This is a genomic window from Streptomyces niger, from assembly GCF_000718305.1.
GTDB classification, from domain to species: domain Bacteria; phylum Actinomycetota; class Actinomycetes; order Streptomycetales; family Streptomycetaceae; genus Streptomyces; species Streptomyces niger.
Genome location: NZ_JOFQ01000012.1, coordinates 241977 through 266260 on the forward strand (window position 1 = coordinate 241977; position 24284 = coordinate 266260).

15 protein-coding genes are annotated in these 24284 nt (G+C 73.1%); 11 read left to right on the top strand and 4 right to left on the bottom strand.

Annotation, left to right across the window (positions count from 1 at the left end; translation table 11 throughout):
• Nucleotides 1–24: 24 nt before the first annotated feature.
• Nucleotides 25–1146, bottom strand: coding sequence for a LacI family DNA-binding transcriptional regulator (locus tag IF20_RS24180; protein ID WP_324605593.1), 1122 nt, complete (start codon nt 1144–1146; stop codon nt 25–27).
• A gap of 384 nt (nt 1147–1530) precedes the next feature.
• Here IF20_RS24180 and IF20_RS24185 point away from each other — a divergent pair, with 384 nt between their 5' ends.
• From IF20_RS24185 to IF20_RS24205, 5 genes are all read left to right on the top strand, one after another.
• On the top strand, nt 1531–2835 hold the full coding sequence (locus IF20_RS24185; RefSeq protein WP_052867378.1) for an ABC transporter substrate-binding protein: 1305 nt from the start codon (nt 1531–1533) through the stop codon (nt 2833–2835).
• Nucleotides 2836–2849: 14 nt separating this feature from the next.
• Nucleotides 2850–3881, top strand: a complete 1032-nt coding sequence (locus tag IF20_RS24190) for a carbohydrate ABC transporter permease (protein ID WP_052867379.1) — start codon at nt 2850–2852, stop codon at nt 3879–3881.
• Nucleotides 3878–4711 (top strand): carbohydrate ABC transporter permease, encoded by an 834-nt coding sequence (locus IF20_RS24195; protein WP_052867380.1) that lies wholly within the window; start codon nt 3878–3880, stop codon nt 4709–4711. Before IF20_RS24190 ends, IF20_RS24195 begins: the two co-directional genes overlap by 4 nt.
• A gap of 62 nt (nt 4712–4773) precedes the next feature.
• The gene (locus IF20_RS24200) at nt 4774–6414 is read left to right on the top strand and encodes a glycoside hydrolase family 13 protein (protein WP_052867381.1); all 1641 of its coding nucleotides are present in this window, start codon (nt 4774–4776) and stop codon (nt 6412–6414) included.
• Nucleotides 6415–6434: 20 nt separating this feature from the next.
• Entirely contained in the window at nt 6435–7469 is a 1035-nt protein-coding gene (locus IF20_RS24205) for an aldo/keto reductase (protein ID WP_052867382.1), read from the top strand.
• A gap of 63 nt (nt 7470–7532) precedes the next feature.
• Here the strand turns inward: IF20_RS24205 and IF20_RS24210 are convergent, their stop codons facing one another.
• Both IF20_RS24210 and IF20_RS24215 read right to left on the bottom strand, forming a co-directional pair.
• A complete protein-coding gene (locus IF20_RS24210; protein ID WP_052867383.1) occupies nt 7533–9524 on the bottom strand; it encodes an N-acetylmuramoyl-L-alanine amidase in 1992 nt (663 codons plus the stop codon).
• A 393-nt stretch (nt 9525–9917) separates the two neighbouring features.
• Entirely contained in the window at nt 9918–11051 is a 1134-nt protein-coding gene (locus IF20_RS24215) for an aminoglycoside phosphotransferase family protein (RefSeq protein WP_110944480.1), read from the bottom strand.
• 234 nt (nt 11052–11285) lie between these two features.
• Here IF20_RS24215 and IF20_RS24220 point away from each other — a divergent pair, with 234 nt between their 5' ends.
• On the top strand, nt 11286–12770 hold the full coding sequence (locus tag IF20_RS24220) for a DNA-binding protein NsdB (protein WP_052867385.1): 1485 nt from the start codon (nt 11286–11288) through the stop codon (nt 12768–12770).
• A gap of 238 nt (nt 12771–13008) precedes the next feature.
• Here IF20_RS24220 and IF20_RS24225 read toward each other — a convergent pair whose 3' ends face one another.
• Nucleotides 13009–14484, bottom strand: coding sequence for a PP2C family protein-serine/threonine phosphatase (locus IF20_RS24225; protein ID WP_052867416.1), 1476 nt, complete (start codon nt 14482–14484; stop codon nt 13009–13011).
• Between the two features lie 342 nt (nt 14485–14826).
• Between IF20_RS24225 and IF20_RS24230 the strand changes: the two genes are divergently transcribed.
• The 5 genes from IF20_RS24230 to IF20_RS24250 all read left to right on the top strand — a co-directional run bounded on the left by IF20_RS24230 (nt 14827) and on the right by IF20_RS24250 (nt 24105).
• Complete coding sequence (locus IF20_RS24230; RefSeq protein ID WP_052867386.1) at nt 14827–16251, top strand: hypothetical protein; 1425 nt, start codon at nt 14827–14829, stop codon at nt 16249–16251.
• Between the two features lie 338 nt (nt 16252–16589).
• The gene (locus IF20_RS24235) at nt 16590–17714 is read left to right on the top strand and encodes a glycosyltransferase family 4 protein (RefSeq protein WP_052867387.1); all 1125 of its coding nucleotides are present in this window, start codon (nt 16590–16592) and stop codon (nt 17712–17714) included.
• Complete coding sequence (locus IF20_RS24240; RefSeq protein ID WP_110944481.1) at nt 17711–18961, top strand: glycosyltransferase; 1251 nt, start codon at nt 17711–17713, stop codon at nt 18959–18961. Before IF20_RS24235 ends, IF20_RS24240 begins: the two co-directional genes overlap by 4 nt.
• Before the next feature lie 94 nt (nt 18962–19055).
• Entirely contained in the window at nt 19056–22670 is a 3615-nt protein-coding gene (locus tag IF20_RS24245) for a hydantoinase B/oxoprolinase family protein (protein WP_052867388.1), read from the top strand.
• Between the two features lie 64 nt (nt 22671–22734).
• Nucleotides 22735–24105: an NAD(P)/FAD-dependent oxidoreductase gene (locus IF20_RS24250; RefSeq protein WP_052867389.1), complete on the top strand. Its 1371-nt coding sequence runs from the start codon at nt 22735–22737 to the stop codon at nt 24103–24105.
• The last annotated feature ends 179 nt before the right edge of the window (nt 24106–24284 follow it).

The window sequence follows — 24284 nt, forward strand, 5'->3', positions numbered from 1 at the left end:
GGCCGTCCTCGGGGCGCGAGGCGGTCACTCGTACGTGTCCGCTCCGGCCCGGCTTCGGGCGGGCGCGTCCGGGGCCGGGCCGGCGGGTTCGGCCGCTTCCGCTGGCCGGTCCCGGGCGGCCGGCCGTGGCGGTGCCGTCGTGGCCCGGGGGATCAACCGGGTGGGGAGGACCAGGTGCCGGGCCCGGTCCGCTTCCGGGTCGTTGATCAGATCGAGGGCCAGCTCGCCCGCCGCCCGTCCGATGTCGGCGGGGGACTGGGCGATCGTGGTGAGGTCCGACCACTCGGCCATCTGATGGTCGTCGAAGCCCAGCACGGACATCCGCGCCGGCACGTCGACATGGGCCTTGCGCAGCGTCCAGACCAGCGAGACGGCGACCTCGTCCTGTTCGGCGAAGATCGCGGTGGGCGGTTCGCGCAGGCTCAGCAGCGTCCCAACGGCTTCGGCGGTACGGCGCTTGTCCCCGGGCGGCGTGGCCACCACCAGATCGTCGTCCGGCGCCACGCCCGCCTCGCTGAGCGCCTGCCGGTAGCCGAGCAGCCGCTCGTGCGAGCTGAAGGTGAAGCCGCTGGCGCCGGTGGTCTGCACGAAGGCGATCCGGCGGTGCCCGAGGCCGAGCAGGTGCCGGGTGCCGGCGCGGGCCCCTGCCACGTCGTCCACGTACACGCTGGGGCGGCCCTTGGCGTGCTGGCTGATGTAGACCACCGGCATCTGGAGGTCGTCCAGGCGCGCGCTCTCCTCCTCGGAGAGGTCGAAGGAGAAGACCAGCAGCGCGTCGGCGTTGCGCCGCGCGGGCAGCCGGTCGAAGAAGTCGGTGCGCTCCGCCAGGTCCGGGATGACATAGACCAGCAGGTCCAGGCCGGCCGCGCGCAGTACCGGCCCCAGGCTGGAGAGTGCCGAGCCGATGAACCAGGAGTTGAGCGTGGGCGCGAGCACGGCGACCACGCCCGTACGGCCGGTGACCAGGCTGGATGCCTGACGGGACACCACGAAGTGCAGTTCCCGTGCGGCCTGTTCGACGCGGGCGCGCACGTCCGGCGAGACCGTGGTCAGGCCGCGCATGGTGCGGGAGACGGTGGAGGCGGACACCCCGGCCCGCTGGGCGACGTCGGCCAGCGTGGGGTGGTGGCGCTGGGCTGGTGGCATGCCCGGACGGTAGCACCCGCCATGGCGCTCGGAAACCTCTCTGAGACAGCGCTGTCACGCTCATGGTGTGACAACGCTGTCCCGGTTACCTGATCACCGGTACGACCCTCAACTACTCGCGTCAAACAGGGGCATAGCATCCGCGAGCGGTCGGGAAATTACCTCGACGTAACGCGTTGACTTCCCTCACGCCTCCTCCTAGCGTGCAAGCGTTGTTACGGAGTGACCGCCGCCTTCCCCCGCTCCTGCACCCCTCTTCCCCTCAATGGCCCTCTATCGGGCGTCTCTTGTTTCTGCTTGCCCGGGATGCGGAAGACAGCGCAGTCACACGGTCGGTGTACCGCACGGCATCCGGTGTGCGGTGCCCAGCTGCCAGGAGAGACAGTGAAGACCAGGACCACCAGAGCCGTCCGGAGCGCCTGTGCCGGGCTCCTCGGACTCACCGCCGTGACCGCCTGCGGCACCTCCGGCGGCGCGCCGCCCGCCGCGAAAGCCGGCACGTTCGAGGGCCGCGGCCCCATCACGTACGTCGCGGGCAAGGACACCACCGGCACCGTGCAAGCCGTGCTCGACCGGTGGAACAAGGCCCACCCCGACGAGAAGGTCACCTTCGTCCAACTGCCCACCGACCCCGACGCGCAGCGCCAGCAAATGATCCAGAACGCCGAGATCAAGTCCGACGCGTTCACGGTGCTCTCCCTCGACGCCGTCTGGACCACGGAGTTCGCCGCTCACCGCTGGGTCGACCGGCTGCCCGCCGACCGCTTTCCGCTCGGCAGGATGCTCGACCCGATCGTGGGGACGGCCACCTACCGGGGCGGCCTGTACGCGGTTCCGGCCACCTCCGACGGCGGCATGCTCTACTACCGCACCGATCTGTTGCGCCGCGCCGGCATCGCCGAACCACCGACCACCTGGGCGGAGATGAAGGCCGACTGCGCGAAGGTGAAGAAGCTGCCCGAGGCGCACGGGATGTCCTGCTACGCCGGCCAGTTCCAGAAGTACGAAGGCCTCACCGTCAACGTCGCCGAGGCCGTCAACTCCGCGGGCGGCACCGTCACCGACGCCCGCGGCCGCCCGCACCTGGACACCCCGCAGGCCAAGGCCGGGCTGGACTTCCTCGTCGACGCCGTCCGGGACGGCACGGTCCCGAAGGAGGCCATCACCTACCAGGAGGAGGACGCCCGGCAGGCCTTCCAGGCCGGGAAGCTGATCTTCGAGCGCCAGTGGCCCTACATGTACCCGCTGGCCGCGAAGAAGGACGGCTCCAGCAAGGTCGCCGGGAAGTTCGGCGTGGCCCCGCTGCCCGGCCTGCACGGGCCCGGCGCCTCCAGCCTCGGCGGCCACAACCTCGCCCTCACCGCCTCCGCCAAGAACAAGGCCACCGCGCTGGACTTCATCGAGTTCTTCACCAACGAGGAGAACCAGCGCTTCTCCCTCAAGTACGCGCCCGCCGCGCCCACGTACGCGTCGCTCTACCAGGACCCCGCCCTGGTGAAGACGTATCCCTACCTCCCCACGCTCAAGCGGTCGATCCTGCACGCCGTGCCGCGCCCGCGCGTCTTCCGGTACGGCGACCTGACCGCGGCCGTGCAGCGCGCGGCGTACGCCGCGCTGACCGGCGAGAAGAGCAGCGTCCAGGCGCTCAAGGACCTCCAGCGGGCGCTGCGGCACCCCATGGCCGAGTAAGGAGCCACGCCCCGATGGCCGAGACACAGACGCCCGCCCGGCCCGCACCGCCGGCCGCGCGCAGCGAACGACCCACCGCGCCCGCCCGGCGCCGCCGCCCGCCCCGGGCCACCGCGGGCACCGCCCGGCTCGCCGCCCTCCTGGTGTCGCCCACCCTGCTCGTCCTCGGCGTCGTCGTGCTCTACCCGACGATCGTCGCCCTGCAGCAGTCGCTGTACGGCACCCGGCGCCTGGACCCGAAGACCGGATTCGTCGAGGACAGCGAGCCGTTCGTCGGGCTCCAGAACTTCGCCGCGATCTTCGACGAGGCCGGCAGCCGCTTCTGGAACGCCTTCTGGAACACCACGTTCCTCACCGTCACCACGGTCCTTCTGGAGACCCTCATCGGGGTGGCCATGGCGCTGATCATGCACCGTGCCTTCCGCGGCCGCGCCCTGGTCCGCGCGAGCATCCTCATCCCGTGGGCCATCCCCACCGCCGTCACGGGCCTGCTCTGGCGCTGGATCTTCCACAGCGACGGCATCGCCAACGCCCTGATCGGCCACCAAGTGCTCTGGACCACCGAGGGGTTCCACGCCAAGGTCGCCGTCATCGTCGCCGACGTGTGGAAGACCGCGCCCTTCGTCGGCCTGCTCGTCCTGGCCGGCCTTCAGGTCATCCCTGACGAGGTGTACGAAGCGGCGCGCATCGACGGAGCCGGGGTGCTGCGCCGGTTCCGGCACATCACCCTGCCGCTGGTGAAGCCGGCGCTGCTGGTGGCCGTGTTGTTCCGTACGCTGGACGCACTCAGGATGTTCGACCTGCCGTACATCCTGATCGGCGCGCAGAAGACCTCGGTGGAGACGCTGTCGATGCTCGCCCAGGACCAGGCCGCCAACGTGCGGTTCGGCCCGGCCTCCGCCTATGCGGTGCTCCTCTTCGTCTACGTGTTCCTCATCGCGCTGGCCTTCGTACGGCTGCTCGGCGCGGACATCGTGGGGGACGACGGCAAGTCCGCGCGGCGCCGCCGGCGGCTGCCGCGCCGTCCTCAGGGGGTTGCGGCGTGACACTCCCGGCAAGCCTCCGCAAGTGCCTGTTGTTCCTCGGTGTCGCCGCGGTCGTGGCCTACTGCCTCGCGCCGTTCGGCTGGATGCTGGTCTCCAGCCTGCGCCGCACCTCCGACATCTTCGACAACTCCCCGCTGCCGTCCCCGCCCTCCCTGGAGAACTACCGCGCGGTCTTCGACCCCTCCCAGGCCTTCACCCGCGCTCTCCTCAACAGCCTGGTCGTGGCGGGCGTGACCACCTGCCTCGCGCTGCTCCTCGCCACGTTCACCGCGTACGCCATGGCCCGGCTGGAGTTCCGCCTCAAGCGGCTGGTGCTCACCCTGATCATCGCGACCTCGATGTTCCCGGTGGTCTCGATCGCCGTGCCGCTGCTGAAGCTCTTCGTGGGCCTGGGCTGGATCAACACCTACCAGGCCATGATCGTGCCCAGCATGTCCTTCACCCTGCCGCTGGCGGTCTGGAACCTCACCGCCTTCTTCCGGCAGCTCCCCGACGATCTGGAACAGGCCGCCATGGTCGACGGCTGCACCCGCGGCCAGGCCTTCCGCAGGGTCATCGTGCCGCTCGCCGCGCCCGGCCTGTTCACCACCGCGATCATCACCTTCATCGCGGCGTGGAACGAGTTCCTCATCGCCCTGTCCATGACCAACAAGCCGGAGATGCAGACCGCGCCCGTCGCGATCTCCAAGTTCTCCGGCGCCACCCGGTTCGAGACGCCGTTCGGCAGCCAGATGGCGGCCGGGGTGCTCGTGACCGTACCGCTCGTCATCGTGGTGCTGCTCTTCCAGCGCCGGATCGTCGCCGGCCTCACCGCCGGTGCCGCGAAGTGACCCAGACTGCCCGTACCTCGTCCGTACCTCGTCCGTGCCTCGCCGTACAAGGAGTACGTCCCATGACCCGCACCGCACCCTGGTGGCGCGACGCCGTCATCTACCAGGTCTACATCCGCAGCTTCGCCGACGGGAACGGCGACGGCATCGGCGACATCGCCGGCATCCGCTCCCGCCTGCCCTACCTGAAGTCGCTCGGCGTGGACGCGATCTGGATCAACCCCTGGTACAAGTCCCCGCAGGCCGACCACGGTTACGACGTGGCCGACTTCCGGGCGATCGACCCGCGGTTCGGCACCGTCGAGGAGGCCGAGGCGCTCATCGAGGAGGCGCACGCCGCAGGCCTCCGCGTCATCCCGGACATCGTGCCGAACCACACCTCCGACCAGCACGCATGGTTCCGCGCCGCGCTGGCCGCCGGGCCCGGCAGCCCCGAGCGCGACCGGTACGTCTTCCGCGACGGCCGCGGCCCCGACGGCGCCGAGCCGCCCAACGACTGGCGGTCCTGCTTCGGCGGCCGCGCCTGGACCCGGGTGCCCGACGGGCAGTGGTACCTCCACCTCTTCGCGCCCGAACAGCCCGACCTCAACTGGGACCACCCCGACGTCCTGGCCGAGTTCGAGGACATCCTGCGGTTCTGGTTCCGGCGCGGCGTCGACGGCTTCCGCATCGACGTCGCCCACGGCCTGGTCAAACACCCCGAGCTGCCCGACCTGCCGGACCTCCCGGCACCGGCCGACCGCGTCCCCGGCGAACACCTGGACCACCCGCACTGGGACCGCGACGAGGTGCACCAGATCTACCGCGCCTGGCGCCGGGTCGCCGACGAGTTCCCCGGCGACCGCGCCTTCGTCGCCGAGGCCTGGGCCGACACCCCCGAACGACTCGCCGCCTACGTACGCAGCGACGGCCTGCACACCGCCTTCAACTTCGACTTCCTCATGGCGAGCTGGGACCCGAAGGAGCTGCGCGCGGTCATCGACCACTCCCTCGCCATGCTCGGCGCGGTCGGCGCCCCCGCCACCTGGGTCCTCTCCAACCACGACGTGGTGCGCCACCCCAGCCGCTACGGCCGCGAGGTCGTCAAGAAGTGGGTCGCCAACGAGACGTACCGGCCCGAAGGCCCGCTCGACCTCGCGCTCGGCACCCGCCGCGCCCGCGCCGCAGCGCTCCTGATGCTCGCGCTGCCCGGCGGCGCCTACGTCTACCAGGGCGAGGAACTGGGCCTGCCCGAGGTCGAGGACCTGCCCGAGGACGTGCTCCAGGACCCCACCTGGGAGCGGTCCGACCACACCGACCGCGGCCGGGACGGCTGCCGGGTGCCGATCCCGTGGTCCGGCGACCGGGCCCCGTACGGCTTCAGCCCGGACGGCGCGACCGGCGAGCCCTGGCTGCCCCAGCCGCCGCTGTGGCGGGAGCTGAGCGTCGCCGCGCAAGAAGACGACGCGGACTCCATGCTGACGCTGTACCGCCGCGCCCTGCGCATCCGCCGCGAGCACCCCGCCCTGGGCGACGGCTCGATGGCCTGGCAGGATGCCCCCGCCGGCGTCCTCGCCTTCCACCGCGAGCCCGGCTTCCTGTGCCTCGTCAACCTCTCGGCCGAGCCGTATCCTCTCCCGGAGCACGCGGAGGTACTGCTGGCCAGCGGCCCGCTCGCGGACGGCCGGCTGGCCCCGGACCACGCGGTGTGGCTCGCCCTGTGACCACCGAAGGAGCACCTGACATGGAGTACCGCACCCTCGGCACCGGAGGATGCGCCGTCTCGGCCCTCGCGCTGGGCACGATGACCTTCGGCCACGAGACCGACGAGGCGGGCGCGCACGCCCAGTTGGACCGGTTCGTCGAGGCCGGCGGCACCCTCGTGGACACCGCCGACGTCTACACCGCCGGCGCCTCCGAGGAGATCATCGGCCGCTGGCTCGCCGCCCGCCCCGCCGACGTCACCGACCGCATCGTCCTCGCCTCCAAGGGCCGCTTCCCCATGGCCGAGGACCCGAACGGCGCCGGGCTCTCCCGCCGCCACCTGCACCGGGCGCTGGACGCGTCGCTGCGCCGCCTCGGCATCGAGACGATCGACCTGTACCAGGTGCACGCCTGGGACCCGCTGACGCCCGTCGAGGAGACCCTGCGCTTCCTGGACGACGCGGTGCGCCAGGGCAAGGTCCACTACATCGGGCTGTCCAACTTCACCGGCTGGCAGCTCCAGAAGACCGTGGACGTCGCCGACTTCCGCGGCCTGGCCCGCCCCGTCACCCTCCAGCCGCAGTACAGCCTGGTCTCCCGCGAGATCGAATGGGAGATCGTGCCGGCCTGCGTCTCCGAAGGGCTCGGCCTGCTCCCGTGGAGCCCGCTGGGCGGCGGCTGGCTGACCGGTAAGTACCGGCGGGACGCCCGGCCTTCCGGCGCGACCCGGCTCGGCGAGAACCCCGAGCGCGGCGTCGAGGCGTACGACCGGCGCGGCGCCGTCGAGCGCACCTGGGACGTCGTCGACGAGGTGCGCGCGGTGGCCGAGGAGCGCGGCGTCTCCATGGCGCAGGTCGCGCTCGCGTGGGTGCGCGACCGGCCGGCCGTGTCCTCGGTGATCCTCGGCGCCCGCACCGTGGCACAGCTGGACGACAACCTCGCCTCGGCCGGCCTCCGGCTGTCGGAGGAGGAACGCGCCCGGCTGGACAAGGCCAGCGACCCCGGTGCCGCCGACTACCCGTACGGCGGCCCGGGCCAGGAGCAGCGCAGCCGGAACGTGGCCGGCGGGCGCTGAGGGACGGGCACGGCGCGGCGGCCGGCGGGCCCGGGAAGGGACCCGCCGGCCGCCGCGGTGGTGTCAGCGCCCGGACCAGCGGACGTCGACGTCCGCCGCCCGGACGTAGCCGACCCGGTGGCCGACCTGGATCTCGTAGTACACGTCCTTGCCGCGCACGACGGCGTGCTTGCTCGTGTCGAACGTGGGCGCGTAGAAGTACTCGCCGTGCGTCCGGCCGCCGATCACGTACCGCTGGCCGGCCTTGAGGGCGTACGGCAGCGGCGAGACCGCCTGGACCGGGACGTCCGCCGGGTACGCCGCCTTCTCCGGGTACGCCCGGCCGTAGACCGGGATCTCGGTCCGGCCCTCCTTGGGCGTGGCCACCCAGCCCTTGGCGTTGACCGCCGTCGGCTCCGACCCGGGGTTCTCGAACCACGCCTTCTGGCCGAGGTACCAGATCGCCGTCCAGTCGCCCTTGCGGTCCGCGACCGCGAACTGCTGGCCGGTGCTGGCACGCGCGCCGGTGTCGTTCACGCCGATGGTGGAGTCGGCGCCGTTCGGATGCAGCCCCTCGTCCTTCACCAGCGGGGCGTCCTCACTGGGCGCGGAGTGCAGCCGCACCGCGCCCGAGCCGTGCGGGGCACACGGCTGGCCCGCCTTCTCGCAGTCGGTGTACGGCGGTTCGTTCATCTCGTAGACCGGGTCGATCGTGACGAGACCGCCGCGTGGGCCCGCGGTGGGCGTCAACGGCCGCCCCAGCAGCGCGAAGTAGTGGTCCCAGTCCCAGTAGGGGCCGGGGTCGGTGTGCATGCCCTTGATCGTCGAGGTGGTGGTGCCCGGCACGTTGTCGTGTCCGAGGATGTGCTGCCGGTCCAGCGGGATGTCGTACTTGTGCGCCAGGTACCGCACCAGCCGCGCCGAGGTCCGGTACATCGCCTCCGTGTACCAGGCGTCCGGCGCGACCAGGAACCCCTCGTGCTCCAGGCCGATGGAGCGGGAGTTGATGTACCAGTTGCCCGCGTGCCAGCCGACGTCCTTGGTCGGCACGTGCTGGGCGATCAGCCCGTCGGAGGAGCGCAGGCTGTAGTGCCAGGACACGTAGGTCGGGTCCTGGACCAGCTTCAGAGTCGTCTCCCACGTCGCCTCCGTGTCGTGGATGACGATGTAGTCGACGCTCTGGTCCTCGGGGCGGTCCGCCAGGTCGTGGTTGCCGTAGTCGTCGTCGGGAAGCTCCTGGTACGGCGCGGGCACCGACTCGCACGCCACGCTCGACGGGCACTCGGTCCGATCCCCGGTCGCCTTGCGCAGGCCCAGCACGCGGGTCTGAGCGCGGTCGGGGGAGAGGCCGGGGGACTTGGCGAGGGTGACGCGCTGCCCCGCGTCGGTCGTGCGGGACGCGCCACCGCGCAGCACGTCGTAGACCTGGTCGGCGAAGACCGTGGCGGTCCGGGAGTCGCTCGCGCCGGAGTAGCGGGCCACGGCGGCGTACCAGTCGGCCGGGTCCGCGCTCGCCTTCAGGCCGAGCCGGCGCTGCTGGTCGGCGAGGAGGGCCGCGCCGCCCCTGACGTTCGCCGCGGCGTTTTCCCGCAGCTCGCGCGCGGAGAGGCCGGTGAGCGCCGCGGCCTTCGGCAGGGTCTTCAGCCGAGCCGGCAGGTCGGCGGCCGCGGGCGGCTTCGCCTCGACGGTCTTCCGGGGGCGCGCGGAGTCGCCGCGGGCGTCCTCACTGCCGTCGCTGTGGTGCGGCGCCTCCTTGGCGAGCGCGGCCCGTGCGTCGGTGAGGTGCATGGGGCCGTAGCCGCCGGCCACGCTGGGCGCGCCACGGTGGCCGTCCCAGCGGGACTCCAGGTACGAGACGGCCAGCAGCACGCTCTGCGGCACGTCGTACCGGGCGGCGGCGTCGGCGAACGCGCGCTGGAGCGAGCCGGTGTCCGAGCCGGCGGTGGCGTGGGGCGCGGCCGAGACCAGGGGCAGCAGGAGCGCGGACGCCGCAACCGCGGTCGCCGCCCTCCTGGTCGTTCTGCGGGTGCGGACGGCGTCACGTCTGGCGACGCCGACGGGAGCGGATCCTCGCAATGCAGCCTCCTCGGGCCGGCCCGTACCGGGCGGTGTGGCGGATGGTGCGCCGTTGGGCGTGCGGGAACCCGACAAGAGGTATCGGTTCACCGACGATCCGTCAATCACCCTGCATCCGGGTGATTCCGCAGGTGGGCACGGGCCCGGAGAGGTTTTCGCGCGCCGGGCTCCGGGCCTGGGACGCGTCAGTGGTGTGGACCAATCGTGGGCAACGTCGAGCCGGTGGACCTCGGGTTCCGCACCGTCGCGTGGTGCGTGTGGGTGATGCCCCGAAGGCCGCGGTGGTACGCCACCCGTGTGAGGCCGTACGCCACCCCTGTGGCGCGGCTGCGTACGCGCACAGAAGCGGCGCGCCCCTGCACAGGCGCGCCGCTCCGTCCCCCCGTCAGCGGATCAGCGGGTGCCGACCGCCGCTCGTACCGCACGCCGCGCCATCTGGGCGTCGTCGTGCAGCCGCCGCAGCAGCAGACGCTGTTCCTCGCCCGCGGCGGGCGCTCCCGGCTGTCCCGGACCGGGGGCGCCGGGCGGCGCCTCTTCCCGCATGGTCCGCTGCACCGCGGTCTCGTAGCGCCGGATCTCCCGGGTCAGCACCAGCATCAGATTGACCAGGAAGGCATCCCGGGCCGTGGGACCCGCGGCCTGCGCGAGCTGACTGATCTGCCGGCGCGCGACCGGTGCGTCACCGAGCACCGACCACAGGGTCGCCAGGTCGTAGCCCGGCAGATACCAGCCGGCGTGCTCCCAGTCCAGCAGCACCGGGCCGGCGGGGGAGAGCAGGACGTTGTTCAGCAGCGCGTCGCCGTGGCAGAACTGGCCCGTGGAGTGCGCGAGGCCGTGCATCAGTTTCTGCAGGTCCCCGAGGTCCCGGTCGGTCAGCAGGCCGAGATCGTGGAACCGCCCGATGCGGTTCGCGTAGTCCAGCGGCGCGTCGAACATGCCGGCCGGGGGGCGCCACAGGTTGATCCGGCAGACCGCGCCGAGCGCGGCCCGGATGTCCGCACGCGGCGGCGCTTCGGTGGGGTGGCGCTGCACGGCGGCCACCCGTCCGGGCATCCGCTCGACGACCAGGGTGCAGTTGTCAGGATCCGCGGCGACCAACCTCGGCACGCGCACCGGCGGACGGTGGCGTACGAAGGCGCGATATGCCGCTATTTCGTGCCGGAACCGCTCGACCCACGCCGGCGAGTGGTCCAGTAAAACCTTCGCGACCGCGGTCGTACGACCGGTCGTGCCGACGAGAAGGACGGACTTTCCGCCGCGCCGCAGCACCTGGACCGGATTGAACTCCGGACAGATGCGCTGGACCGAGGCGACCGCTGCGCGCAGCTGCGCGCCCTGGGGGCCGGACAAGTCGAGTCTCCCGCTGAGCGGTTGGGGTCCAGGACCCTGCGCCCGCCGGAGACGGCCGCCCGTGGGCCCTGCGGCCATCCCCGAGGAGTGGGCGGGATCGAGATACGGACCGCTGCCGGCGGGCTGCGGTCGGTACGGCCGGGAAGGGGCGGTCGCGGCGGACGATGCTGCGTACATGGGTGGATGAGGTCCCTTCGTGCGCCGACGAGTGGCGGTGCGCCACCGGCCCGATGAGGGTCGCGACACCCTGGGGAATGCGTTTCCGCCACCGGGCCGGGGGCTGCATCTCTACAGAACACGCGACTACGGGTGGCAGACCATCTGGCGCACCCTGGCGAACCCTGGCGAATGCTCGCCCGGCACATGACGGCCGGTTACTGTCAACTCAGTCGAGGAACCTGGGGGCTTGACGTGAACAGGGAGCCGAACACCCGTCTCGCGGACCTTTTCCAGCTCGCCGGCTGGTCGAAGGGCGAGCTGGCGAGGTTGGTCAACCGGCAGGCGGCGGCCATGGGCCACCCACAGCTGGCGACCGACACGTCCCGAGTGCGGCGCTGGATCGACATGGGGGAGACCCCGCGCGATCCCGTACCGAAGGTGCTGGCCGCCTTGTTCACCGAGCGCCTCGGCCGTGTCGTAACCATCGAGGACCTCGGTTTTGCACGTTCCGGGCGCGCGGGGAAGCGGCAGGCCGCCGACGGCCTGCCGTGGCCGCCCGACCGTACGGCTGCGGTCCTCACGGAATTCACGGGAATGGACCTCATGCTCAACCGACGCGGCTTGGTGGGCGCGGGCGCGGCGCTCGCCGCGGGCTCCGCGCTCAGCAGCGCCATGCACGACTGGCTGCACGCCGATCCGGCCCTGGCAGCCGACGCACCCAGCACAGACAACCCCCTGTCCGTCCGCACCCTCGATCAGGCCGGCATGGACCGGTACGAAGCGGCCCCCGTGGGCTCCCAGGAGATCGACGCCCTGGAGCGCTCCGTGGAGGTCTTCCGGCGCTGGGACGCGGCCCGCGGCGGCGGACTGCAGCGCAAGGCCGTGGTGGGCCAGTTGAACGAGGTGGGCGGCATGCTCTCCTACCGCCACCCCGACCACCTCCAGCGGCGGCTGTGGGGCGTGGCGGCGAACCTCGCCGTCCTGGCCGGCTGGATGTCCCACGACGTGGGCCTGGAGCCCACCGCCCAGAAGTACTTCGTCATCGCCGCGCACGCCGCGCGTGAGGGCGGCGACCGGCCGCGAGCGGGGGAGGCGCTCTCCCGTGCGGCGCGCCAGATGGTGCACCTGGGCCGTCCCGACGACGCCCTGGACCTCATGAAACTCGCCCAGTCCGGCTCCGGCGACGAGACCCTGCCGCGCACGCGTGCGATGTTGCACACGATCGAGGCGTGGGCGCAGGCGTCGAAGGGCCAGGGGCAGGCGATGCGGCGCACGCTCGGCGAGGCCGAGGAGCTGTTCGTCTCGGACAAGCGGGACGTGCCGCCGCCCAGTTGGATGCAGAGCTTCGACGAGGCCGACCTGCACGGCATGCAGGCGCTGGCGTACCGCACACTGGCCGAGCACGACCCCAAGGCAGCCAAGATCGCCCAAGGGCACGCCCAGCAGGCGCTCGCGCTGCGCCGGGACGGCTACCAGCGCTCGCAGATCTTCGACTATCTGTCGCTGGCCTCCGCCCTGTTCATCGCCCACGACCCGGAGCAGGCGGACCGGTACGCCCGGCTGGCGCTGGTGTCGATCGGGGAGAACTCCTCGCACCGCACCTGGGACCGGCTGCGCGAGATGTACCGGCTCACGGGGCAGTACGCCGACTACCCCAAGGTGCAGGCGCTCCGCGAAGAGATCGAACTCGCCCTGCCCAGGCAGAAGAAGCCGAAGGAACGCAACGGGCGGGCCTGAGCACCCCGCTCCCGGCCGTGGCGGCTCTGCCGCGGAAGTGCGGGACCGCAACAACAGCGTGAAAGACGCCCCCAAGACCTCGGGGCGCCTTCCACCGCGCTGTTCTGCCGTCGTCAACCCACCGCCGCGCGTCAGTAGCCCGTGCGTCAGTACCCGAGTACCCGATCGGCAATCGGTACCCGAGGAGCGGTGTCGCCAGTGGCCCGTCAGCCGCTGTCCACCCGCACCAGGAGAGCGATCAGTCGCAGATCCTGGCGATCAACACGCATGCGTCGTCCTCCCGGTCGGCGTTGCCGAACTCCTCGACGAGGATACGGACGCTGTCCTGCGCGCTCCGTGCCGCGGTGAACCGCGGGGCGAGGGCGAGCAGTCGGTCCGCGCCTTCCTGTGCGCTGTCCGTGCCGTACGTACGACGCCGGCCCACCAGGCCGTCGGTGTACAGCACGAGCAGGTCGCCGGGGGCCAGTTGCTCGCTGCGCTGTGCGTACGTGGCGTGGGAGGTCGCGCCCAGCAGCACGCCCTCGGGCGGCTGCAGCTCCCGTCCTCGCCCGTCCCGGAAGACCAGCGGGGCGGGGTGTCCGGCCTGCGCCCAGTCCAGGCGGCGAGTGGCCGGATCGAAGCGGCAGCACACCGCGCTGCCCAGAGCGGGCTGCGCCGAGGCGTCCAGGAGTTGGTTCAGATAGCCCATCAGGGGGCCCGGGTCCTGACCCGATACGGCCATGCCGCGCAGCGCACCGAGGAGCATCGCCATGCCGGAGGTGGCGGCGACGCCGTGCCCGGTGAGGTCGCCGGCGCTGAGCAGCGTACGCCCGTCGGGGAGCTGCAGTGCGTCGTACCAGTCGCCGCCGATGAGGTCGCTGGAACCGGAGGGGAGGTAGTGGGCGGCCAGGTCGAGGGCGACCGGACCGCCTTGCGGGAACCGCAGGGAGCCGCGCCACGGCGGCAGCACGGCTTCCTGCAGTTCGACCGCAAGCCGGTGCTCGGTCTGCGCGATGTGCCGTTGGCGCTGCAGCGAGTCACGGGTCTCGCGCACCGCCCGCTGGCTGCGGCGCAGCTCGCTGACGTCCCGCAGCACGGCCCACATGCAGGCCGTGCTGCCGTCGGCGTCGAGCACCGGCTCGCCCACCATGTGCACCGTGCGCACGCTCGTGTCGGAGCGCACGATGCGGAATTCGCCGTCGATCGGCTTGCCGTCCACCAGGCAGTCCGTGACCATCGCGGTCAGCTGCGCCTGGTCGTCGGAGAAGACCAACGACGGCAGCTCGTCCAGCGTGAGCGGCCCGTCGGCCGGGTCCCGGCCGAAGATCTCGAAGAGCTCCTCGGACCAGCTGACCTGGTCGGTGAGGAGGTTCCACTCGGCGCTGCCCACCCGGCTCAGCAGCGAGCCGCGGGCCTGGGCCTCGGGGTCCGGGTCGGCTGGGGCCGCCGGCCGCGGCGGGGCGTCGTCCGTACCGTCTGCGGGCCCGGCCGGCAGTCCCTCTCTCAGCTGGTCCAGATGGCCGCCGAGGTCTTCGAGGTGGTGGACCGCGAGGTCGCACAGCGCCCGCTGCCAGCGCAGCCGGGCGTCCTCGTCCGGCAGCCCGCCGGCCGCGGCCTCGCGGCGTACCGCGTCCAGACCGCCACGGAGCCGGCGAGCCTGCGAGATGAGTGCGTCGACCGCGCCGCGCTCGGGCGGCTGCGCGTGATGATGGTCCTCAAAAAGATGGGACGGCATGACGTACTCCGATATCAGGCGGCGCTCGGCCATGTCTCCGGCCTTGTCGGCCATGTCTGACAGAAGGGCCGGTTACGACTGTTGCACAGGCTGCGACCGCGCGTAAGGGATTTGGCATGACCCGATACGGTGGTGCGCATGGCATATGCCTCGGGCTGCGCCTCCGCAATCCTCCCGGACGCTGCGGAATCTGTCGCTCCGGGCTAGGCTTCGGCCGCCGTACGGCAGTCGTTCCGCCGATCCACTCCGGTGAACGACGCATACGGCCCGCAGACACCGGCAAGAATGCCGGTCAGCGGAAATCCCGTTGCCAGCCAGCCCCCCGCACCGGATGCTGACCTCATGTTCGATCCAGACATAGCGCCCAGTGGCACCCTGCTCGGCCTCCTCCAGCGAGGCCGCGGCGACGGGACCCTGCATGCCTTGGCGGCGCCCCGGGCCGAGGCCCTGGCCGCCCTCGACGACTGCGTGCTGCGCGACCCCCGGCGCGACTGGCAGCTGGAGAACCGCTCGCTGTACTACGCACGCCTCTACATGCAGCTCGACGGCGGACTCGAAGAGATCGAACGGCACCTCTTCCACCCCGACGACCGCACCGACACCCGTGAGGAGCGCACCGGCCTCGCGCTCTCCGTGCTCGGCCACCTCGCCTCCTACGGGCGCGACGCCGCGCTGCTCCTCTTGCGCAGCTATGCCGCGGTCGGCGCCAACTGGCGCTGGGCCCTGGACGAGCTCGCCCTGCGCGACACCGACGACGGCCTGCTCTCCCTGGCCCCCGCCGTACTGGCCCGCTTCCCGGAGACCCCCGAGGGGGAGGCCGAGCTGGCCGCCGCCGTACGGGACGCGTTCGAGCCCCGCCCGTGGCGGCTGTGGGCCGAGGACGCCCGGTACGGCGCACGGGTGCGGGCCGCGGGCGAGCAGGGCAGCTTCGACCGCTGGCAGCGCCAGCTCACGCCGAGCGGGCCCCGCCCCGGCTGGAGCGTCCGCGAGATCCTGCAGTGGGCCGAGGACGGCCGGGCCGCCCGGCCCGCCGAGTGGCGCACCGGCGCCGCTGCCCGCTGCCTCGCCGCGGTGGCCGGCCCCGAGGACCGCCCTGAGCTGCTGGCCGCCGCCCGCAGCGGCCCGGACGCGGCCCGCGCCGCGGCCCTGCACCACCTCGCCGAGCGCGGCGACCCGGAGGCGCTCGACCTGATCGAAGCCGCGGTCACCGACCCGCTCGGCTGTGCGGAGCTCACTGAGGCAGCGACCGGCGCGTTCCTGCGTATGCGCGCCGTGGCAGCCGTCGAACGCGCCAGGATCTGGGCCCACCGCCCGGACCGGCTGGGCGCCGTGGCCGCCGGGCTGCTCGCCCGCCGCGGGGGCGTCCAGGACGCCGGTGCGGTGCTCGCCGCGCTGCGCAGGACCGTGCAGGCCGAGGGCCCGGACGCGGACGGCCTGTGGGAGCTGGCCGACGGCGTCGGACGGCTCGGCGTCGAGTGCGCCGCCCCCGTGCTGCGCCACATCTACCGCGAGACCTCCTCCTCCCACCTGCGCGGCCGGGCCGCCGCCGCGCTGGCGGCCACCGATCCCGGCTTCGCCGCCGGGTTCGCCGTCGAGTGCCTGTGGGACTGCGAGGAGACCACCCGGGAGCTCGCCGCACGGACCGCCGCGACCGGCGACGCCCGCGTCGTCGAACAGCTCCGCCGGCTCGCCGCCGACCCGGCCGAGGAGACCGAGGTCCAGACCGCCGTACGCGGTCGCATCGGCCCGGACGCCGCCGAGGTCTGAGGCGAGCAGGGGCTGCGGGACCGCCCCGAAGCGGGCCGACCTCGGCCCCGGTACGGCCTCGGCCCCCGTACGGCCTCGGTACGGCGCCTTGATGTCGCCCCGCCCGGTCGCGGTCGGTAGGGACTCCCCCACCAAGGCGTGGACGGGCCTACGGGGCACGGCGTAGGGCGAGCGGGCAGGAGCGGGCACGGCACCCTTGTGGTGCCAGGGCACTCGTGCCCTGTGAGGCACCCGACCCCCTTCCCGCACTCCGGTGACGACGCAACGCTCATGGGACGTTCCCCCGAAGGAAAGATCCCCTTGGCCCGGTCCACGCCCGGCCCGCCGACAACACGGGTATGCGTGTCGCCATCGTCACCGAATCCTTTCCGCCCGACGTCAACGGCGTCGCACACTGCACCCTGGAGACCGCCCGGCATCTGGTGCGGCGCGGCCACGAGCCACTGGTCGTCGCCCCCGCGGCGGCCCAGGACCCGGAGGCCGGGCGGACCCCGCCGTGCCCGGTGGTGCGGGTGCCCTCGCTCCCGCTGCCCGGCTATCCGCAGGTCCGGGTCGCGCTGCCGGGCCGCAAGCTGGCCGCCGTGCTCGGCGCGCACCGGCCCGACCTCGTCCACCTCGCGAGTCCCTTCGTGCTCGGCGTGCGCGGCATGGCGGCCGCGACGCGCCTCGGGGTGCCCGCCGTCGCCGTCTACCAGACCGACCTGGGCCGCTACGCCCGGACGTACCTGGGCACGGGCAGCGCGGCGGCCTGGCGGCGGCTCCGTGCGGTGCACGGCGCGGCGGACCGCACCCTGGCGCCGTCCACGGCAGCGGCCCGGGAGCTGGCCGAGCACGGCGTCCCACGGGTGCGCCTGTGGCCGCGGGGCGTGGATTCCATGCGGTTCCACCCGGCCCGCCGCGACGAGGTGCTGCGCAGCTCGCTGGCCGCCGGGAGAGACGTGCTGGTGGGCTACATCGGGCGGCTCGCCCCGGAGAAGGAGGTCGGGCTGTTGCGCGAGACGGAGCGGCTGCCCGGCGTACGGACCATCGTGATCGGGGACGGGCCGAGCGCCCCGGGGCTGCGCGGGGCCCTGCCCGGGACCCGCTTCCTGGGTCGCCGCACGGGGGACGAGCTGGCCCGGCTCTTCGCCAGCCTGGACGTCTTCGTGCACACCGGCCCGTACGAAACGTTCGGCCAGACCGTCCAGGAGGCCATGGCGAGCGGGGTGCCGGTGGTGGCGCCGGCGGCGGGCGGCCCGCTGGACCTGGTCTCCCACGGGCGCACCGGGCTGCTCGTCACACCGAGGGACGCCGGCGCGCTGCGGGACGCGGTGCAGGCGCTCGCCGACAGCCCGGGGCTGCGCGCCGCATACGGGGCCGCGGGGCGGGCGGCCGTCGCGGACCGCACATGGGAGGCGGTCGGCGACCGGCTGCTGGCGCACTACGAGGACGTACTGGGACAACGGGAGGCGGTGCCGGCATGAGGCGCGACGGTACGGAGCGGGACCGCACGGAGCACATCCGGAGGTGGCCGTACGAGGACGCCGCCCGGTACGAGGACACCCGGGCCGAGGGGCTGCGCATCGTACGCCTCGCGAATTTCGTCACCCCGGCGTCGGGCGGGCTGCGCACGGCCCTGCGCGAGCTGGGCGAGGGGTACCGGGCGGCCGGCCACGACCCGGTGCTCGTGGTCCCGGGGCCGGCCGCGAGCGATGAACGCACCGCGCAGGGACGCGTGATCACCGTCCCCGGCCCGGTACTGCCCGGCACCGGCGGCTACCGGGTCCTCACCGGGCGCGCCCGGCTGGAGCGCCTGCTGCGCACCCTCGCCCCGGACCGCCTGGAGGTCTCCGACCGCACGACCCTGCGCTGGACGGGGGAGTGGGCCCGGCGCGCCCGGGTGCCGGCGGTGATGGTCTCGCACGAGAGCGTGGACGGAGTGCTGCACACGTGGGGCGTGCCCCGGTACGCCGCCCGCTGGGTCGGTGACCGGCTCAACCTCCGCACCGCGCACGCCTACACGCGCGTCGTCTGCACGGCCGAGTGGGCGGCGGCCGAGTTCACCAGGACGGGCGCGCGCAATGTGGTCACCGCCCCGCTCGGCGTCGACCTGGCCCGCGCCCACCCGGGCTGCCGCAGCGAAGAACTGCGCCGGCGGACCGGCGGCGGCGCGTCCGCCGTGCTCCTGCTCTGCTCCCGGCTGTCGGTGGAGAAGCGCCCGGAGAGGGCCCTGGACGCCCTCTCCCGGCTCCGCGCCGACGGGGTGGACGCCGCGCTGGCCGTGGCCGGTGACGGCCCGCTGCGCGCCCGTCTGGAGGCTCGGGCCCGTGCCGAGCGGCTGCCGGTGGCGTTCCTCGGCCACGTCGCCGACCCCTGCGCGCTCGCCGCCCTCCAGGCCAGCGCCGACGTCCTCCTGGCCCCCGGCCCCGCCGAAACGTTTGGGCTCGCCGCGCTGGAGGCGCTGGCCTGCGGCACCCCGGTGGTCGCCAACGCCGGCTCCGCGCTCGCCGGTCTGATCGGCCCCGCGGGCGAGACCGCCCTCGACGACGGGGACAGCATCGCCGCCGCCGTACGCCGCGTCCTGGCCCGTCCCGAAGAACTCCGCCGCACCGCAGCCCGCCACCGCGCCGAACGCTTCGGCTGGCACGCCGCCGTCAACGCCTTCCTCACCGCCCACGACGCGGCTCCGCTCACCCCGTCCCGGCCGCCGGTGCTCAGGGGGGTGGCCTGAAGCCACCCGGAGATGCCGTCGCACCGCTTCCCCGGGCAACGCGCCGTCCCTTTCGGAGCGCTCCGCCACCCGATTTCGTGGTCACAATGGGCGCATGACGGGACGCTGGGAGTTCTGGATCGACCGGGGCGGGACCTTCACGGACGTCGTGGCGCGGCGGCCCGATGGGGGGCTGGTCACGCGGAAACTGCTGTCGCACCACCCCGAGCGGTACGACGACGCGGCCGTCGCGGGGATCCGGGAGGTACTGGGGCTCGCGCCCGGGGAGGCGGTGCCCGCCGAGCGGGTGGCCGTCGTGAAGATGGGCACCACCGTGGCCACCAACGCCCTTCTGGAACGCAAGGGTGAGCCCACCGTACTCGTCACCACGCGCGGCTTCCGGGACGCGCTGCGCATCGCCTACCAGAACCGGCCCCGGCTGTTCGACCGGCACATCGTGCTGCCGGACGCGCTGTACGACCGGGTGATCGAGGTGCCGGAGCGCGTGGCCGCGCACGGGGAGACGGTCACGCCCTTGGATTCCGGAGCAGCCCGGGAGGCGCTGGCCGCCGCGTACGAAGCGGGCCTCCGCAGCGCCGCCGTCGTCCTGCTCCACGGGTACCGGCACCCGGCGCACGAGAAGGAGCTCGCCGCGCTGGCCACCGAGGCCGGGTTCACCCAGGTCAGTTGCTCGCACGAGGTGAGTCCGCTGATGAAGCTCGTGCCGCGCGGTGACACCACCGTGGTGGACGCCTACCTGTCGCCCATCCTGCGGCGCTACGTGGAGGAGGTCGCCGCACAACTTCCGGGCATCAGGCTGATGTTCATGCAGTCCAACGGAGGGCTGCGGAAGGCCGAGCACTTCAGGGGGAAGGACGCGGTGCTCTCCGGGCCGGCCGGCGGCGTCGTGGGCATGGTCCGCTCCGCCGCCGAGGCCGGGTACGACAAGGTCATCGGGTTCGACATGGGCGGCACGTCCACCGATGTGTCGCACTACGCGGGCGAGTTCGAGCGGGTCCTCGGCAGCGAGGTCGCGGGCGTACGGATGCGCGCGCCCATGATGAACATCCACACGGTCGCGGCCGGCGGCGGCTCCGTACTGCACTTCGACGGGCGCCGCTACCGGGTGGGGCCCGACTCGGCGGGCGCCGTGCCGGGGCCCGCCTGCTACCGCCGCGGCGGCCCCCTCACGGTCACCGACGCGAACGTCATGCTCGGCCGCATCCAGCCCGCCCACTTCCCCGCGGTGTTCGGGCCGCACGGTGACCGGCCCCTGGACGCCGAAGAGGTGCGCGAGCGCTTCGCAGCCCTCGCCCGGGAGGCCGAGAAGGCGGTGGGCGACCGGCGCGGCCCGGAGGAGGTCGCCGCCGGCTTTCTGGAGATCGCCGTGCTCAACATGGCCAACGCGGTCAAGAAGATCTCCGTCCAGCGCGGCCACGACGTGACCCGGTACGCGCTCACCAGCTTCGGCGGCGCGGGCGGCCAGCACGCCTGCGCGGTCGCCGACGCGCTCGGCATCGGCACGGTGATCGTGCCCCCGCTCGCGGGTGTGCTCTCCGCGTACGGCATCGGGGTCGCCGACGCCACCGCGATGCGCGAGCAGGCCATCGAGACCGAGCTGACGGCCGGCGCCATGGACCACATCCGCGCGACCTGTGACGGGCTCGCCGAGCGGACCCGCGACGAACTGCTCGCCGACGGCGTGCCCGAGGACAGCATCACCACCCGGGCCCGCGTCGTCCTCCGGTACGCGGGCACCGACGCCGGCATTCCCGTACCGCTCGCCGGGGCGGACGGGATGGCCGCCGAGTTCGCCCGCGTCCACCGCACCCGCTACGCCTTCACCATGGACAAGCCGCTGATCGCCGAGGCGGCCTCCGTGGAAGCGCTGGGCGCGGCGGGCGGCACCTCCCGCCACCGCAGCCTCGCGGCGGACCGGGAGGGCCCGCTGCGGCCGCTGGACACCGTCCGGATGTTCGTGGGCGGACGGTGGCGCGAGACCCGCCTGTACCGACGTACGGACCTGTGCCCGGGGGACACCGTGACCGGACCGGCGATCGTCGCGGAGGACGACGCCACCACCGTCGTCGACCCGGGCTGGCAGGCGGCCGCGGGGGACCACGGTCATCTGCTGCTCTCCCGGGTCGAGTCGCGCCCGGAACGCACCGCCGTCGGCACCGCGGCCGACCCCGTGATGCTGGAGGTCTTCAACAGCCTCTTCATGGCCATCGCCGAGCAGATGGGGGTGCGCCTCGAACACACCGCACACTCCGTCAACATCAAGGAACGGCTCGACTTCTCCTGTGCGCTGTTCGACGCCGACGGCAACCTGATCGCCAACGCGCCCCACATCCCGGTCCACCTCGGCTCGATGGGCGAGTCCATCAAGGAGGTGCTGCGGCGGCGCGCTGACGACATGCGCCCCGGCGACGTGTATGCGATCAACGACCCCTACCACGGTGGCACGCACCTCCCCGACGTCACGGTCGTCACACCCGTGTTCGACGAGCCGGGCGAAGAGCTGCTTTTCCTGGTGGCCTCCCGCGGCCACCACGCCGAGATCGGCGGCATCACGCCGGGCTCCATGCCGGCCTTCAGCCGCACGGTCCAGGAGGAGGGCGTGCTCTTCGACAACTGGCTCCTCGTGCGCGACGGCCGGCTGCGCGAAGAGGAGACGCGAAGGCTGCTCACCGAAGGGCCGTACCCCTCGCGCTCCCCGGACGCCAACATCGCCGACCTACGGGCGCAGATCGCCGCCAACGAGAAGGGCATCCGTGAACTGCACCGGATGATCGGGCAGTTCGGCCTCGACGTCGTGCGCGCCTACATGGGGCACGTACAGGACAACGCCGAGGAATCGGTGCGCCGCATCATCGCCGGGCTCTCCGACGGCTCCTTCCGGTACGAGACCGACAGCGGAGCGGAGATCCGCGTCGCGCTGACCGTGGACCACGAGGAACGCGGCGCCGTGCTCGACTTCGCCGGCACCTCGCCACAGCAGCCGGGCAACGCCAACGCGCCGAGCTCGGTGGTGATGGCCGCCGTGCTGTACGTCTTCCGTACCCTGGTCGCCGACGACATCCCGCTCAACAGTGGCTGTCTCGAGCCCCTCCAGGTGCGCATCCCCGAAGGGTCGATGCTCGCGCCGGTCTTCCCTGCCGCCACCGTCGCCGGGAACGTGGAGACCTCCCAGGCGGTCACCGGCGCGCTCTACGGGGCGTTGGGCGTCCAGGCCGAGGGTGCCGGCACGATGAACAACGTCACCTTCGGGAACGACCGCGTGCAGTACTACGAGACGGTCGCCAGCGGCTCGGGAGCGGGCGACGGGTTCGACGGCGCCGACGCCGTGCAGACCCACATGACCAACTCCCGGCTCACCGACCCCGAAGTGCTGGAGTGGCGCTACCCGGTACGTGTCGAGGACTTCTCCGTCCGGGAGGGCAGTGGCGGCCGCGGACGATGGCACGGTGGCTGCGGTGTCACCCGCCGCCTCCGCTTCCTGGAGCCGATGACGGTGGCCCTGCTGACCGGGCACCGCAGGGTCCCGCCGTACGGCATGGCGGGCGGCGAGCCGGGCGCCCCGGGCGAGAACCTCGTGGCGCGCGCGGACGGCCGCACGGAGCGGCTGGCGGGCTGTGACGTGGCCGAGATGGCGGCCGGTGACGTGCTGGTGGTCCGTACGCCGGGCGGCGGCGGGTACGGGCCGCAGCACGGCGGTAAGAACTCCTGAGGTGCTGTGCCGCGGCATCCTGTGGGTGATCGACCGGCCCGGCCGCTGACCGACGGAGGCGACGATGACGTGGAACGGCAACATCTCCTTCTGGTACCGCCAGACCGGCGTCCCCAGCCGGCGCGACCCCCTGACCGGCCCCGCAGAGGCCGATGTGTGCATCGTGGGCGCCGGCTTCACCGGTCTGTGGACCGCGTACTACCTCAAGAAGGCCGACCCGGGCCGGGACATCGTCGTACTGGAGCGGGAGTTCGCGGGCTACGGCGCCTCGGGGCGCAACGCCGGCTGGCTCAGCGCGAAGATCGCCGGCTCGCCCGCGACGTACGCCGAGAAGCGGGGGCGGCAGTCCGTCCTGGCGCTGCAACGCGCCATGAACGCCACGGTGGACGAGGTCATCGCGGTGGCCGGGGCCGAAGGGATCGACGCCGACGTGGTCAAGAGCGGCTACCTGAGCGTGGCCCACCGGCCCGCCCAGTTGCCGCGGCTGCGCGCCGCACACGAGAAGTCGCGGTACTGGGGCAACGAGGACGAGGTGCTGCTCTCGGGGCGCGAGGTGCGCGACCGCATCGATGTCGCCGGCGCACTGGGCGGTGTGCACAACCCGCACTGCGCCCGTGTCCATCCGGCCAAGCTGGTCCAGGGACTCGCCCGGGCGGTCGCCGCCCTCGGAGTACGCATCCACGAGTCCACGCCCGTCACCCGCATCGCCCCGGGGCGCGCCGAGACGCCCTTCGGGGCGGTGCGGGCCCACCGCGTCCTGCGGGCCACCGAGGGCTTCACCACGGACCTCCACGGAGAGCGCCGCACGTGGCTGCCGATGAACTCCTCCATGGTCGTCACGGAGCCGCTCCCGGCCGCCGCATGGAAGGCCATCGGCTGGGACGGTCACGAACTGCTCAGCGACCTCACGCACGCCTACACGTACGCGCAGCGCACCGCCGACGGTCGGATCGCGATCGGTGGGCGCGGCGTTCCGTACCGCTTCGGGTCCCACGTGGACCAGGACGGGCGCACCAGCCCGAAGACGGTACGGGCGCTGCGCGACACCCTGAACCGCCTGCTGCCCGCGACCGCCGGGGCGCGGATCGACCACGCCTGGTCCGGAGTGCTCGCCGTGCCGCGCGACTGGTGCGCGTCCGTCTCCTTCGACCGGGCCACGGGACTGGGCTGGGCGGGCGGCTACGTGGGCCACGGCGTCGCGGCCACCAATCTGGCCGGCCGCACCCTGCGCGACCTCGTACTGGAACGGGACACCGAGCTGACGCGGCTCCCGTGGACCGGGCACCGGACGCGGTCCTGGGAGCCGGAGCCGGCCCGCTGGCTCGGCGTGCACGGCATGTACGCCGCCTACCGGGCGGCGGACCGCAGCGAGGCCGTGCGCCGCACCACCACGGCCCCGATCGCGAAGCTCGCCGACCGCATCTCGGGACGCTGACACGCAGCCACTTCGAACGCCGCGGACAGCGCGGTGACACGCGGCCCCTCGGGGGCCACCGACCGCCGCCCCGAAAGGCAGTTACTGACCTTTCCGCTGCGTTGTCGGGAGTGACGTCGGCGGGTGTCCGCGGTATGCCGTTGCTATGCGGTATGCGCAAGGGGGAGGACTGAGGCCGC

Bases quoted from the DNA above. Each gene is read 5' to 3' on its own strand.
- IF20_RS24180 (WP_324605593.1), bottom strand. From the start codon at position 1,146: ATGCCACCAGCCCAGCGCCACCACCCCACGCTGGCCGACGTCGCCCAG.
- IF20_RS24215 (WP_110944480.1), bottom strand. From the start codon at position 11,051: ATGTACGCAGCATCGTCCGCCGCGACCGCCCCTTCCCGGCCGTACCGA.
- IF20_RS24235 (WP_052867387.1), top strand. From the start codon at position 16,590: ATGCGTGTCGCCATCGTCACCGAATCCTTTCCGCCCGACGTCAACGGC.
- IF20_RS24190 (WP_052867379.1), top strand. From the start codon at position 2,850: ATGGCCGAGACACAGACGCCCGCCCGGCCCGCACCGCCGGCCGCGCGC.
- IF20_RS24250 (WP_052867389.1), top strand. From the start codon at position 22,735: ATGACGTGGAACGGCAACATCTCCTTCTGGTACCGCCAGACCGGCGTC.
- IF20_RS24230 (WP_052867386.1), top strand. From the start codon at position 14,827: ATGTTCGATCCAGACATAGCGCCCAGTGGCACCCTGCTCGGCCTCCTC.
- IF20_RS24240 (WP_110944481.1), top strand. From the start codon at position 17,711: ATGAGGCGCGACGGTACGGAGCGGGACCGCACGGAGCACATCCGGAGG.
- IF20_RS24245 (WP_052867388.1), top strand. From the start codon at position 19,056: ATGACGGGACGCTGGGAGTTCTGGATCGACCGGGGCGGGACCTTCACG.
- IF20_RS24200 (WP_052867381.1), top strand. From the start codon at position 4,774: ATGACCCGCACCGCACCCTGGTGGCGCGACGCCGTCATCTACCAGGTC.
- IF20_RS24225 (WP_052867416.1), bottom strand. From the start codon at position 14,484: ATGCCGTCCCATCTTTTTGAGGACCATCATCACGCGCAGCCGCCCGAG.
- IF20_RS24205 (WP_052867382.1), top strand. From the start codon at position 6,435: ATGGAGTACCGCACCCTCGGCACCGGAGGATGCGCCGTCTCGGCCCTC.